This is a genomic window from Lysinibacillus sp. DFXJR4 (genome assembly GCF_057196045.1).
This window is the reverse complement of the sequence record NZ_JBXUNW010000023.1, coordinates 15,044-29,625: the sequence shown is the minus strand read 5'-3', so window position 1 is coordinate 29,625 and position 14,582 is coordinate 15,044. Positions and strand designations below refer to the sequence as shown.

The 14,582-nt window shown below is 37.8% G+C and carries 14 protein-coding genes; all 14 read right to left on the bottom strand.

Translation table 11 applies throughout. The features are described from left to right. Positions 1-103 precede the first annotated feature (103 nt). Positions 104-3,616, bottom strand: a complete 3,513-nt coding sequence (mfd, locus tag AC2CGN_RS23825) for a transcription-repair coupling factor (RefSeq protein WP_484516652.1) — start codon at positions 3,614-3,616, stop codon at positions 104-106. 139 nt (positions 3,617-3,755) lie between these two features. Further along, positions 3,756-3,983, bottom strand: coding sequence for an anti-sigma-F factor Fin (locus tag AC2CGN_RS23820; protein WP_008180264.1), 228 nt, complete (start codon positions 3,981-3,983; stop codon positions 3,756-3,758). 147 nt (positions 3,984-4,130) lie between these two features. After that, positions 4,131-4,691 carry an aminoacyl-tRNA hydrolase gene (gene pth, locus AC2CGN_RS23815; protein ID WP_286926991.1) on the bottom strand — a complete coding sequence of 187 codons (561 nt, stop codon included), beginning with the start codon at positions 4,689-4,691 and terminating at the stop codon, positions 4,131-4,133. Between the two features lie 1,106 nt (positions 4,692-5,797). Further along, positions 5,798-6,376, bottom strand: coding sequence for a 50S ribosomal protein L25/general stress protein Ctc (locus AC2CGN_RS23810; protein ID WP_429988376.1), 579 nt, complete (start codon positions 6,374-6,376; stop codon positions 5,798-5,800). 247 nt (positions 6,377-6,623) lie between these two features. Next, positions 6,624-7,583: a ribose-phosphate diphosphokinase gene (locus AC2CGN_RS23805; protein WP_054772172.1), complete on the bottom strand. Its 960-nt coding sequence runs from the start codon at positions 7,581-7,583 to the stop codon at positions 6,624-6,626. Between the two features lie 24 nt (positions 7,584-7,607). Further along, positions 7,608-8,978: a bifunctional UDP-N-acetylglucosamine diphosphorylase/glucosamine-1-phosphate N-acetyltransferase GlmU gene (gene glmU / locus AC2CGN_RS23800; RefSeq protein WP_054772171.1), complete on the bottom strand. Its 1,371-nt coding sequence runs from the start codon at positions 8,976-8,978 to the stop codon at positions 7,608-7,610. A 458-nt stretch (positions 8,979-9,436) separates the two neighbouring features. Continuing rightward, positions 9,437-9,739, bottom strand: coding sequence for a septation regulator SpoVG (gene spoVG / locus AC2CGN_RS23795; RefSeq protein WP_054772170.1), 303 nt, complete (start codon positions 9,737-9,739; stop codon positions 9,437-9,439). 213 nt (positions 9,740-9,952) lie between these two features. Beyond that, the gene (locus AC2CGN_RS23790) at positions 9,953-10,327 is read right to left on the bottom strand and encodes a RidA family protein (RefSeq protein ID WP_429983592.1); all 375 of its coding nucleotides are present in this window, start codon (positions 10,325-10,327) and stop codon (positions 9,953-9,955) included. After that, a complete protein-coding gene (purR, locus tag AC2CGN_RS23785) occupies positions 10,324-11,157 on the bottom strand; it encodes a pur operon repressor (protein ID WP_004229190.1) in 834 nt (277 codons plus the stop codon). Before purR ends, AC2CGN_RS23790 begins: the two co-directional genes overlap by 4 nt. Before the next feature lie 56 nt (positions 11,158-11,213). Next, complete coding sequence (gene ispE, locus AC2CGN_RS23780) at positions 11,214-12,080, bottom strand: 4-(cytidine 5'-diphospho)-2-C-methyl-D-erythritol kinase (protein ID WP_429988375.1); 867 nt, start codon at positions 12,078-12,080, stop codon at positions 11,214-11,216. Positions 12,081-12,364: 284 nt separating this feature from the next. After that, positions 12,365-12,547: a small, acid-soluble spore protein, alpha/beta type gene (locus AC2CGN_RS23775; protein ID WP_054772167.1), complete on the bottom strand. Its 183-nt coding sequence runs from the start codon at positions 12,545-12,547 to the stop codon at positions 12,365-12,367. Positions 12,548-12,660: 113 nt separating this feature from the next. Then, positions 12,661-12,921 carry a biofilm formation stimulator Veg gene (gene veg, locus AC2CGN_RS23770; protein WP_283870258.1) on the bottom strand — a complete coding sequence of 87 codons (261 nt, stop codon included), beginning with the start codon at positions 12,919-12,921 and terminating at the stop codon, positions 12,661-12,663. Positions 12,922-13,077: 156 nt separating this feature from the next. Beyond that, entirely contained in the window at positions 13,078-13,959 is an 882-nt protein-coding gene (gene rsmA / locus AC2CGN_RS23765) for a 16S rRNA (adenine(1518)-N(6)/adenine(1519)-N(6))-dimethyltransferase RsmA (protein ID WP_286926406.1), read from the bottom strand. Next, a complete protein-coding gene (rnmV, locus tag AC2CGN_RS23760; protein ID WP_286926404.1) occupies positions 13,952-14,518 on the bottom strand; it encodes a ribonuclease M5 in 567 nt (188 codons plus the stop codon). The genes rsmA and rnmV overlap by 8 nt, the downstream gene beginning before the upstream one ends. Positions 14,519-14,582 lie beyond the last annotated feature (64 nt).

Sequence of the window (14,582 nt, the reverse complement as noted above, 5' to 3'; positions counted from 1 at the left end):
AATAACCATTTGCATAACTTTCTATTAGTGATTATTGAAAAAATTTGAACTCATTAAAGAAAAGCTGATTGTTATCCTATGTAAGATACAATCAGCTTTTCTTTTAAGGTTGTTTTTTTGCATTAAAGATCATTTGCATCAATTCTTCTAAAATATCAAAAGGCAGATATTTTCCGCACTTTCGTTCATCAATTGTTAATTTCAATTGCATGTTATCCATACCAAAGCCAACAGCACGTTCAAATTTCATGGATTGCTCCACAATTTTACCACCATCGACATTTGCTGTACCTTCCTCTGATAATAAAATGGTAATAATTTTTTGCTTCTCCTTTACTGACATTACACCCGCATTTAAGCCCCATACCTTCATACGTGCAATTTTTAGTAAGCGCTCCGTCTCAATCGGAAGATCTCCAAATCGGTCTTCTAATTCCTCAAAGATTTCATGATATTCTTCCACCTGATCCATCGCTTTAATACGTTTATACATTTGAATTTTTTGATAGCCATCTGGAATGTAGACATCGGGTATATACGCATCAACACTTACTAAAATTTCAATATCAGGTCTTTCTTCTTTTTTCACACCTGTTTGACGTTCTGCAATTGCTTCTTCTAGCATTTGTGAATATAAATCAAAGCCTACTGAATCGATAAAGCCATGCTGCTGGGCTCCTAGTAAGTTCCCAGCACCTCGGATAGATAAATCTCGCATTGCAATTTTAAAGCCTGACCCAAGCTCTGTAAATTCTTTAATTGCCTGTAATCGCTGCTCCGCCACGTCTGTTAAAACCTTATCACGTTGATACATAAAGTATGCATAAGCTACCCTATTGGAACGACCTACACGTCCACGCAATTGATAGAGCTGTGCCAAGCCCATTCGGTCAGCATCATGCACAATCAATGTATTTACATTCGGTATATCGACGCCCGTCTCAATAATTGTCGTTGTTACAAGAACATCATAGTCACCTTCTAAAAAGGCTAATATTACGGACTCTAGCTCTGATTCTGTCATCTTACCATGTGCATGTCCTACACGTGCTTCTGGTACAAGTACTTGAATTTCTTCAACTTTTCGAGCCATGTCCTCTACACGATTGTATAAATAGAACACTTGCCCTCCACGTGCCATTTCTCGTTCAATGGCTTCACGTACTAATGCCCCACTATGCTCCATTACATACGTTTGGACAGGAAAACGATTGGCTGGAGGCGTTTCAATGACAGATAAATCACGAACACCTACCATTGACATATGCAGCGTTCTTGGAATTGGTGTAGCAGTAAGTGTTAAAACATCTACATTTGTTTTTAACTGTTTAATCTTTTCCTTATGAGTTACACCAAAACGCTGCTCCTCATCGACAATAAGCAGTCCAAGGTCTTGAAACATTAAATCTTTCGATAAAATTCGGTGTGTACCTATTACAATATCAACTTGCCCTTCCTTTAATCCCTTTAGCGTTGCAGTTTGTTCTTTTTTTGTACGGAAACGAGATAGGAGACCAACATTTATCGCAAAGTCCTGGAAGCGCTCACGAATTGTTTCGTAATGTTGCTGAGCCAAAATTGTTGTAGGTACAAGAAAGGCTACTTGTTTTCCATCCTGTATCGCTTTAAACGCAGCCCGAATAGCAACCTCTGTTTTACCATAGCCCACGTCACCACATACAAGTCGGTCCATAGGGCGTTCACGCTCCATATCACGCTTAACTTCAACAATGGAACGTAATTGATCCTCTGTTTCTTCATAAGGGAAGGAAGCTTCAAAATTTCGTTGATCATCATTGTCAGGAGCAAATGAATGTCCCTTCTCTGCTTCACGTTTCGCGTAGAGCTTTATCAAATCATCAGCAATATCCTGCACAGCAGAGGATACCTTAGCTTTGGTCTTTTTCCATTCTGCCCCACCAAGTTTATGTAGCTTCGGTTCACGGTCTTCAGATGCCACATATTTTTGAATCAAATCGATTTGCTCTACTGGCACATATAATTTATCATCAGCTCGATAGCGAATGTGTAAATAATCTTTATGTGTACCATTTACCTCTAAGGTTTCTACACCTATATATTTACCAATACCGTGATGAACATGGACAACGTAGTCACCAGCTTTAATTTCAGTATAGCTTTTAATACGTTCTGCATTGGTCATTTTTTGAGGACGTGCTTTTTTCTTTACCTGCTGCTTAAAAAGCTCATCCTCCGTCACAATGGCTAATCGTTGTAGAGGTAGCTCAAACCCACTAGAAAGTGTACCATCTACAATATAGATACCTGGCTCAGTCGGCTTACCATTTACTGTATGAATATCATATTCCTCTAGCATCTGCTGAACGCGTTTAACACGCTCTTTATCTCGAGCAACGATAAGTACTGTAAATTTACCAAGTAACCAACGTTCAACCTCACTTTGTAACAATGCCATTTGCCCATGAAACTGTTGCATTGGCTTACAAGAAAAATTCGTTGTCTTATTAAATGTTACTCCTGCAAATGTTCGAGAAAATAAGGAGAAATACAATTTTTGCTGTGACAGCATTGCCAAAATTTCTTTTAAGGAGAAAGCTGGCTTTACATCATGAACCATCTTACCTTCTTCAATTAACGATAAAAACCATTCATCCTCTTCACGTTCCCAAGCATCCATAACTTCTTGAATACGACCAAGCTCATCAAATAACACGATTCCATCATGAGCAAAGTAATCTCCCAGATACGCAGTTTTCTCATACAACAACGAACCATATTTGTTTACATAGTCCGGTAAGTTCCCCTGCTGTAACAACTCAATATCATATTGAATATGCTGATACAGTAGCTCTTTTGTTTCCTGTTTTTTAACCTTCTTTAGGCTTGTTGCTAAAGCGGTTTCTAGGCGACCAGCCAATGCCATTCTTTCTTCCCTCGTTAAAATTGCTTCTGAAGCAGGGAGGATGCGGATTGTTTGTAATTTATCAATGGATCGCTGATCATCTGCTGAAAATGTTCGAATTGAATCCACCTCTGTATCGAATAACTCAATACGAATTGGGGACTCTAAATATGGAGGGTAAATATCTAAAATACCACCACGTAACGCAAATTCACCAGGTGTTGTCACCATTGAATTGCGGACGTATCCCATTTCCACTAATGTTTGTAGCCACTCATCAATTTGAATATCTTCTCCTATTGCAGTTTGTAAATAGTACTGTAGCCAATGCTCTTTTGGCTGCATCATTTTACGTAAGCCTGCAACTGGTATTACATAAACAGCCTTTTTACCTCTAGCTAGACAATCAAGTGTAGCTATACGTTCTGCACGTAACTCGGGTGACGCTACAGATAAATCTGCAGCAATAAATTCATCAGCAGGATAATAATGAACATATTCTTCACCTAAAATTCCAGCAAGCTCATCAACCATCTTTTGTGCTTGCAATAAATTTGGAGAAACTATATAGATCGGCTTTTGTACATATTCGAATAACGCATCGACCATTACTGGGCGTGCGCTTCCTGTTAGTCCTGTAATAAGCTGTGCTGCAGTATGACCGCTCTGAATCTCCTGTAAAAATGATGTAATATGTTTGTCCTGCGACACTAACTGTCGTAAAACTTCCACAGTCAAAAGCTCCTTTCAGCCGTAATTCTATCGCCATATACTATGAATCTAGTACGATAATACGTATCAATTTTTTGTTCATTATATTAAACGGAAAAAGCTTTGAACGCACACAATGTGCGTCAAAGCATCTCTCCAATTATTGAATCCATTTATTGAGTGCATGATAATCTGGATATTGTCTCAGCGAATCCTCACATTGCTCACAAATGCAGTGCACAGTCGTGTGTCCATGTTGGTCTTTCTCAACATAATCATCCGCTTCTCCCAATTCGAAAATATGCAGCTTTCGAATTGTATCATCTGCATCAAATGGGAGTGTCCCTATTTCTACTTCACAATGCCGACATCGATAGCGAACTGACATCTCCAAATCATCCTCCTTTAAGCAACTTACTACTTAAAGTATAGACATTTCTAAAAAGGATTATGCACCATACAATATTCACAAACATAAAAGAATAATCTTCGCTTTGTGTTGGAGACTATCAATAATACCACCTTTGATATTTGGTTATCCGTTAAAATGGTTCATGACATCAAGAAATGGCTTTGTAAGAGATGCTTCAACAGCATTTACACACTTCTCAATAGCGTTCTCAATGGCACCTTGGTCTTCTTTCGAAAATTTTGACAACACATAATCTGCGACCTTCATACCAGCAGGTGGGCGACTCACCCCAACACGAATACGATTAAACTCTTGTGTGCCTAAATGATGAATCAATGACTTAATTCCGTTATGTCCACCCGCACTACCTTTTTGACGAAGGCGCAATTTACCTGTTTCTAAATCTAAATCATCATAGATAACAATTAAGTTTTCCACATCAATATTAAAATAATTCATAAGAGGTCCAACACATTCCCCTGATAAATTCATATATGTTAAAGGCTTAACAAGTAGAACCTTTCCTTCTGGACGATGTACAGTGGCATACATGCCATTAAATTTTGAATTTGTTAAAGGTGCACCCCATTTTTCAGCTATTGCATCAATAATATCAAAGCCAATATTATGTCTTGTATGTTCATAAGGTTTACCTGGATTCCCTAACCCAACAATAATTTTCATAAGTACCTCTCTTCTTTTCCATCTAATAGTCATTATTTTACCATATCGTGCACTAAGAAAGCATTTTGTACATTCTTGCATATAAAATATTTAAAATCAATTTCGCCTTAGCGTAATTGCCATAGTGTTAAAAAACTAAATGGTCAAGGATACCTTTGTGAATATTTAGTCAAAATGAAGATGATTTCCGTTTCAGGCTACTCGCTTTCCTGTGGGCGAGCGACGAGCCGCTTCCTGCGCTGACGCTCCGTGCAGGGTCTCATCTGTCTCGCTATCCCACGGGAGTCGAGTAGCCTTGCACTCCAATCAGCAATAGTGTAGAACTTTAAATATTTTCTTCCCTTAAAAGTAAAGTAAAAGTATATTACTTACTATCATTAAATAGATAGAATAGTGGTACAATTCTTCTATAGTTGTAACCTACATTTTATGCATAAAACTACTTTTTCACTTTACATAAAGCCACTTATTACTGTCGCTCTGCATTCACATAGAAAAATGTTATCAAAGCTCCATTTTTGCACAATATAGTGATGGCTAAGACTTCAAATTTATCACTATTAATTTGTGTGAAATGCCAGAAGAAATACTATGAGCAGTGGTTGATTGGAGTGTAGACTGAGTGACTCCTCGGGGATTCAGCGTTACAGATGAGACCCTGGAGCGAGCAGTGAGCGAGTGAAGCGGCTCATCGGACGCCCCCAGGAAAGCACTCAGTCGGAACGGAGATCAACCCCTCGTTTTGAAAAAGGACTATACTTTTAATTTGTCACCTTGATTCATTGACATAATAGTATTTCAACAACATGTCAATTTCGCCTTAGCGTAATTGCGTCCGGTTTTTGAATTGTGCCTGCACAATTCATTCCTTTGAAAATCCGTGATATCTGCCAGGCTTTATCTTCATTCAGTAGATGTTTGATTACCACTGAAAGGAGCCAAAACCACATTTATCTCATCATCTGTAGAGATGGGAGTCTTCTGTATCTGCCCCCTACACTTACGCGCAAAGCCGCTATGCTTTCGATACAAAAACATTTGCTGAATGAAGATAAAAAAGGCTATTAAAGAAGTTTAGCCTCTTTAATAGCCTTAGCAATATATTGTTATTCTTGTTCTTCTTCTGTAGTTTCAATAGTAGCCGGAGCCATAAGTGTGACCAAAATATGATCATCTTCACTAACAACATCAAAACCAATACTTTCACGAATTTCAGCAACTGTGATGGTTTCGCCAATTTTAAGATTCGTAATATCAATTTCAATTACTTCAGGCAATTCAGCCGGTTTTACTTTAATTTTTATCTCTAAATTAGGCTGCATCAAAATGCCGCCCTCGCTGACACCAATTGACTCCCCAACTAGTTTAATAGGGATATCTGCTTCTAATGCTTCAGACATATTAATGGCAAGAAAATCAACATGGTTCACTTCATCTTTTAAAGAGCATTGTTGGATTTCTGACACAACAACATTTACTTTTTTCCCTTCTAACTCCATCGAGAACACACTGTTTTGTCCATTTTTTTGAATGGATTTTTTGAATTCCTTTGCTGAAATAGAAATTGGGGTCGAATCTAAATTATAGCCGTAAATAACCGCAGGAATGGCTCCCCCTTTTCTAAGTTGGGTTAAAGTCGAACGATGCCCAGCTTCGCGCTTTGTAACACTTAATACTGTACTCATATCTATATCTTCCCCTTCCAAGAAAAATTATTTACGCCTTACTACGAATGTCACTACATTTAAAAGGTACCCATGACATTTGTTGAAGGCTATAATAATATTCACTTCTCTCTTTGTAAGTCGTGAAATATTATTAAGTCACAATTACCATTATACCCTTTTATAAGAAAATTCACACAAAAGACGCCTATAAAAAAACAAATCTACCCGTGAAGATAGATTTGTTCTTTATTTAGCCATATATTTATTAATCAAATAGAGTACTTACAGATTTGTTTTCATAGACACGAGAAATTGCATCAGCCATTAATTTAGCTACAGAAAGCTCTGTAATTTTTGGCGACTTTTTCTCTTCAGCAAGCTGGATTGTATTTGTTACAACCAATTCTTTGATTGCAGAGTTTTCGATACGTTCAATAGCTGGGCCGGATAGTACTGGGTGAGAGCAGCAAGCATAAACTTCCTTCGCACCAGCAGCACGTAATGCATCTGCACCAATCGTAATCGTTCCCGCTGTGTCAATAATATCATCAATCAAGATTGCCACTTTACCATCAACATTACCAACAATGTTCATTACTTCTGCAACGTTTGGTTTTGGACGACGTTTGTCAATAATCGCAATCGGTGCTTTTAAACGTTCTGCCATTTTACGAGCACGTGTTACACCACCATGATCTGGAGAAACTACTACAATTTCATCCGCTGGAATACCTTTTGATTTGAAGTAATCAGATAATAAAGGTACCGCCATTAAGTGGTCGATCAAGATATCGAAGAAACCTTGAATTTGAGGTGCGTGTAGATCTAAAACGATAACACGTGTTGCACCAGCTGTTTCAAGTAAGTTTGCCACTAATTTAGCTGTAATTGGCTCGCGCGCTTTTGCTTTACGATCTTGGCGTGCATAACCATAATAAGGCATTACGACGTTTACTGTACGAGCAGATGCACGTTTAACTGCATCCACCATAATTAAAAGCTCCATTAAATGTTCGTTTACTGGTGCAGAAGTTGATTGCACGATAAACACATCACAACCACGAATACTTTCTTCAATGCTAATTTGAATCTCTCCATCGCTGAAGTGCTTAACAGAAGATTTACCTAATTCTACACCCATTTCTTGCGCGATTTCTTGAGCAAGTGGATTATTGGAATTAAGTGAAAATATTTTTAATTGTGAGTTTGCATAATGATACGGCATGATGGCCTCCTGTTTAGTTGATAATTATTTTGAATTTAATTTGCTTACATAATTCGGTTTGTTTTCTTGTCTTGCACGAGCAATTGCAAGTGCGTCTTCAGGAACTTCTTTTGTAATTGTAGATCCTGCTGCAATAAATGAACCTTTTCCAACTTTGACTGGTGCTACTAAGTTAGTATTACATCCTACAAATACATCATCTTCAATAATTGTTTGGAACTTATTTTTTCCGTCATAGTTGACAGTAATGGAACCACAACCAATATTAACATTGTTACCAATTTCCGCATCGCCAATATAGCTTAAGTGCGATACTTTTGTGTCATTCCCTAGATTACTTTTCTTCACTTCTACAAAGTTACCAATTTTCACATGGCTACCAATAGTAGAAAGTGGTCGAATATTTGCAAACGGTCCAATGGCTGTGTCTTCTGCTACAGCGCTTTCACGCACAACAGAAGAATGTACTGTTGTACGATCGCCAATGCGGCTATCTATAATTTGAGTGTTAGGACCAATTAGACAGTCCTCTCCAATTACTGTCTTCCCTTCGATCATAGAGCCTGGTTGAATAACCGTATCACGACCAATCACTGCATCTGCACTAATATACGTTGCTTCTGGATTAATAATAGATACACCATTACGCATATGCTGCTCATTAATTCTTGCACGCATCAATGTCTCTGCTTGCGATAAAGCAACACGATCATTGACACCAAGTGTTTCCTCGAAATCTTCCGTTACATACGCTTCAACAATCTCGCCTTGCTTTTGTAATATTTCAATGACATCAGGTAAATAATACTCACCTTGGGCATTGTCATTTTTCACAAGTTTTAACGTCTCAAATAACGCTTTGTTATCAAAACAATATGTGCCAGTATTAATTTCTTTTACTAATTGCTGCTCTGTTGAAGCATCCTTTTGTTCAACAATTTGCTCCACTTGTCCATTATCGCCACGTAAAATGCGACCATAACCTGTTGGATTATCCGCGATTGCAGTTAAAATGGTTGCTTTGGCACCCTTTGCTTGATGATGCTCAAATAATGCTTGCATTGTTTCAGGGCGAATTAGCGGCGTATCACCACAAACAACTAATGTTGTTCCCTCTTCACTACCTAAAATAGCCTCCGCTTGTTGAACAGCGTGTGCAGTCCCTAGTTGTTCTGCTTGTAAAACATATTCACTTTTATCACCAAGCTGTTGTTGTACTTTTTCAGCACCATGTCCTACGACCGTTACGATGCGATTAACATCTAACGTTTGAATATGATCCACCACATGTTGAACCATTGGCTTCCCACATACTGGATGGAGCACTTTATATAATTTGGACTTCATACGTGTACCTTGACCTGCAGCCAAAATGACAGCAAAAATGTTGCTCATCTGTAAGTCCTCCAATACGCTCATTTTCTCTTATGACTATATAGCAAAATTCATCTATTTTCAAGGTATGTAGACTTGACAAAAAGATGAATTCCTAAATCAAATGCACCTTATGCTCGATTGTTTATATGTATGTCCATAAACTACTGTATTTTTCTTATTTACAAATAAAAAGAACTCTCCGAATAAGAAGAGTTCTTAATAATAATTTTTCACCAGTAATATGCTGAATTTGGGGCAGTTAGGCGATTTGGTAAATCGTGTGATCCTTTAATTGCTCCAAACTTTACACAGCAGGTCCTTTGATCAATTTCGCCTTGGCGTAATTGCGTCCGGATTTTAAATTGTGCCCAGGCCTCATGAGGGCCAACACGATTCGGACCTGTAGGGTGGGAGTCTTCTGTATCTGCTGCTTTACTTTCGATACAAAAAACATTTGCTGAATAATATTTTTCTTGCTAAACGCCAATTCCTTCTAATTCTTCAGCTTTATCGGCCTCTTCTGATTCGCTTGAATTATGATACTCGTTTAAAATAATCTCCTGTATTTTATTACGAGTAGTAGAATTAATCGGATGCGCAATATCTCTAAATTCTCCGTCAGGCGTTCGTTTACTTGGCATAGCTACAAATAATCCAGTATTTCCATCAATTACTCGAATATCATGAACTACAAACTCATTGTCGAGTGTAATGGAAGCAATCGCACGCATACGACCATCCGTCTGAACACGACGTAATCTTACATCAGTAACTTCCATTTTCTCACCACCTCTCTTCTTAGATGCCTAAATGAAAATATAATATTCTTAATTACCGAATATTTTCCTTTTCATAGTCTATCAAATTTTCTAAAAAATTTGAATACTTATTAATATAATATTTTCTCTAATTTACGTAAATTTTGACAATTGTTTGTCAGCTCTAAAAAAAACTCGCTAAAAGATTGTTCTTTTAGCGAGCTTTACTGTTTCTTATTTAACGATGGCAATAACTTCTATTTCTACTTTTACATCCTTTGGAAGGCGTGCAACCTCTACCGCAGAGCGCGCAGGTTTATGATTACCGAAGTGACTTGCATATACTTCATTCATTGCCACAAAATCATTCATATCCTTCATAAAAACTGTTGTTTTCACAACATGATCTAAAGATGTGCCTGCAGCTTCTAATACTGCTTTTAAGTTGGCAAACACTTGATTTGTTTGAATAGTAATATCACCCTCTACCAATTCACCGGTAGCCGTTAGCGGAATTTGGCCAGAGCTATAAAACATGCCGTTTATAATAATCCCTTGCGAATATGGTCCGATTGCTGCTGGTGCATTTGTTGTTGCTACTACTTTCATTTGTCATGTCCCCTTTTAGAAAAATAGTTACCTTCACTTAATGCAATTGTACGGTCTTTTTCGTTGACCTCATGAAGCTTAACGAGTGAATAATAATCATCTACTAAAGTTTCATCTGCATGCTCAGCTTCTACAAGCACTGCGATACCTGCCAGCTGACAATCAAATTCCTCTAGTAAATTTTTCATGCCATTCATTGTACCACCGACTTTCATAAAGTCATCCGTAATTAGTACACGTTGTCCACTCTTCATACTTCTTTTTGATAATACCATTGTCTGAATTCTTCGGGAAGAACCAGAAACATAGTTAATGCTGACTGTAGAACCTTCTGTTACTTTACTATCTCTTCTAACAACTACAACAGGTACATTTAAATGTCTTGCAATAGCATGCGCAATAGAAATCCCTTTTGTGGCAACAGTCATAATAACGTCAATTTGTTGATCAGCAAATGCCGATGCAAAGACTTTTCCAACCCGGTTAATCAAATCTGGATTGCCGAGTAAGTCCGTCATAAATAAATAACCGCCTGGTAACAAACGATCTGAATGCTCAAGTTCTGCCTTTAAATCTTGAATCACTAAACGTACCTCAGCCTCGGACATTTTAGGAATATACTTTACTCCTCCTGCAGCGCCCGGTACTGTCATCAATAACCCGATTCCTTTTTCTTCGAAAGTTTCTTTTACAATCGTTAAATCTTCACTAATGGAGGATTTTGCAGATTGATATAATTCAGAAAAATAAGTTAGCGGGATCAGCTGATGTGGATGTTCTAGCAAATAATACGTCATATCCACTAGTCGTTCACTACGCTTCCATTTCATGCGACCCTCTCCTAAACACGAATATTTATAGGTAAAATTAACACAAATTTGCGGTTTTAAGCAAGCGTATTTCGTTCACCTAAAATACGCACAGCATATACTTCTTCACAAAAACCACGTAAACCATTATAAATGCGGCTTACTCGAGCCTCGCTGTCTACTAGACCAAAGACCGTAGGACCGCTTCCGCTCATCAATGTTGCATCCGCTCCAAAGCGCTTCATCTGTTCCTTTAACATTACTACTTCTGGATGTAGCTTAAATGTTACAGTTTCCAAAACATTCCCTAATGATGAACATAGTAGCTCATAATCTTCCATTTCAATAGCACGAATCATTTGCTTCGTATTTGGATGCTCTAATCCTTCAACCTTTAGTCCTCCATAGACTTCTGCAGTAGAAACACCTATTTTAGGCTTAGCTAAGACTACCCAACAGTTTGGCGGTGCAGGCAATTCTCGGATTTTTTCCCCACGCCCTGTGGCTAATGCTGTACCACCATAGACACAAAATGAAACATCAGATCCAATTTTTGCACCAAGTTCCGCTAATTCATCAATGGATAACCCTAAATTCCATAGCTCATTCAACCCCTTTAGTGTAGCAGCTGCATCACTACTGCCCCCTGCAAGACCTGCTGCAATTGGTATTTCTTTTTCTATAGTAATGGATACACCTTGTCCAATGCCGTATGTATCTTTTATTAGACGCGCTGCCTGATAAGCAAAATTACGATGATCATTCGGCACAAAATTATCAGTTGAAATTATTTCTATTGTGCCATCTTCTCGGGATTCCAAACTAATACGATCTGCTAAATCGACAGTTGTCATGACCATCTCTACTTCGTGATAATTATCTGGTCTTTTATAAAGTACATCTAATGTTAAATTTATTTTTGCAGGCGCCTTTACATAAAGCATCTTTCTTCCTCCCTTATAACTACACTTATCAATTATGCTTTGTCGCAATTATTGGCTGGCGCTCCTTCAGCTCTTCGCTTTCGCAACAACCCATCATCTTACGTACAAGATTATTCATTTTATTTTACCATAATGGGAAAGCGAAAATGGAAAAAAAAGAACCGTATACCCCTATTTGGTGTAACGGTTCTCTCTCGTCAGTTGTGTTGTTGTGTTAGCAGAAAAATTCCATTCCTGCTAAAAGAAATTATTTTTTATAAGTTGGCTATTTTAGCAAAAATAGTCTACTTATTTTGGTCTTGCTCATTACTTGCTCGCTCAGCCATTTCTATGGCACGTTTGACCATATTACCGGCGTCACGAGCTTTAATGCCGCCCCAGCCTTCTCGTTGCACAACATCATAAAATCCAAGCTCTTTTGCGATCTCTTCTTTTAATCGAGGTGACATGATACCTTTTCTAGGCATATAAACTCCTCCTTTAACAACTGACGAATTTAGTATGTCCCGAAAAACGCAAAACACTCATGCAGTTTTTAACATACATGAGTGTTTCAAAATATAGAAATAAGTACTAGAAACTATTTTGCGACAGCAGCCTTTGCTTCGTCTAAAAAAGTAATCTCTACTGCTTCAGTTAAAATATCTGTGTAGCTATACGATACGCGCTTGCACGTATTGTCCTCTTGATCAAGCTCAACTACAAAGATAGCACGATATGTCTCACGTAATATCCCTGCACACTCGACCGTTTTCTTGCGACCTCCGTTTGCTCTTAACTGCAAACGTTTACCCAAATGACAATCCAACGACTTTTTAATGTCCGCTAAAGTTTTTGGCATTTTCGCTTACACCTCACTACAAAACAGTATAAGCGATACGCCCAAAAATGTCAACAAAATATAATATTTTATCAGCCCTGAATAAATATTGTCAACTTATTTTTTATGAAAAATTATGTTTTTTTTACTTGTAAGAAAAAATGTTAACAAAATTTCTTACTTTCCAAATGTCGGATAGAGCGCATCTGCTAATTTTCCAAACTCTTGTATGCTAAGTGTTTCTCCTCGACGGGTTGGCTCTATATTGACTGCTGTTAAAGCCTCTAAAATTTTCTCTTTATTTTGCTTTCCATTTGGTAAACCCGATTGTAAATTATTGAAGATTGTTTTTCTTCGCTGCACAAAGGATGCACGTGTCACGACAAATAAGAAATCCTCATCAATCACTTTTACAGGGGGTTCATCATGCTTAATTAAGCGAATGACCGCAGAATCTACATTAGGCTGTGGCATGAATACAGTTTTTGGTACCGTCATGGCAATATCAGCCTTCACATAATATTGGATTGCTATCGATAAAGAACCATACTCTTTCGTTCCCGGTTTGGCCGTTATACGATCTGCAACCTCCTTTTGCATCATGACAACAAAGCCTCTTATCGGTAAACGATCATTTAGTAATTTCAATAATATCGGAGTCGTCACATAATACGGCAAATTTGCTACTACCATAATATCCTCAATTCCCGGCATCTCTTCCTCAATTATTTTAGCAACATCTGCCTTTAAAATATCTGAATGTACAATTGTCACATTATTATATGGACTTAATGTATCTTCTAATACAGGTAATAGTCGTTGATCAATTTCAAAGGATACGACCTTTTTTGCACTTCTAGCTAAGTGTTCAGTCAATGCCCCAATGCCAGGACCCACTTCAATTGCACCACTATTTTCAGTTAAATTTGCATGACTAACAATATTTCTTAAAATGTTTGGATCTATTAAAAAATTTTGACCTAAGCTTTTTTTAAATGAAAATCCATATTTTTTTAAAATTTCTTGTGTTCTAATTGGTGTTGCAATATCCTTATGCATTGTTTTCCTCCTGATCTAGCTGTGCGACAGCCGCACCAAATTGCTGTTCTGTAATTTGAAACATTTTTAATCTTTTGTGAAGCTGCTTACCATTTGTTGCGCCAATATTCAACAGCTCCCCAAGACGATCCCGACGATATTTTGCACGAGGATGTCCAATTAAACGTGCTGTCATTAAATCCTCTAGTGTAATGTCATCAGTTATCGGCTCTATACTACTTGGCGTATAGACATGTTGGAGTGCCTTTCGTATATCTTCATCTGCTGCGTGCTCAATTCCAAGCCCTTTGCCGTTTTTGGCAATTGTTTTTGCTTTTGGTAAGAAGGCATGCTTAACCCCTTTCACACGCTCTTCTATAATTGCACGAATTCGCCGTCCCGGATAATCAGGATCAGTAAAAACGATGACACCTCTTTTATCCTGAGCATGCTGAATTCGCTTCAGCGTTTCTTCTGAAATTGCTGATCCATTTGTTTCTATAGTATCTGCATGTACAGCTCTTTTAATGGCAGTTGTATCATCTTTTCCTTCAACCACAATGATTTCTTTTATTTGCAAAAAGGCTCCTCTTTTCTACCTTATCTTCAGACCATTTTACAACTGCACTGTTTGATTGTACAGA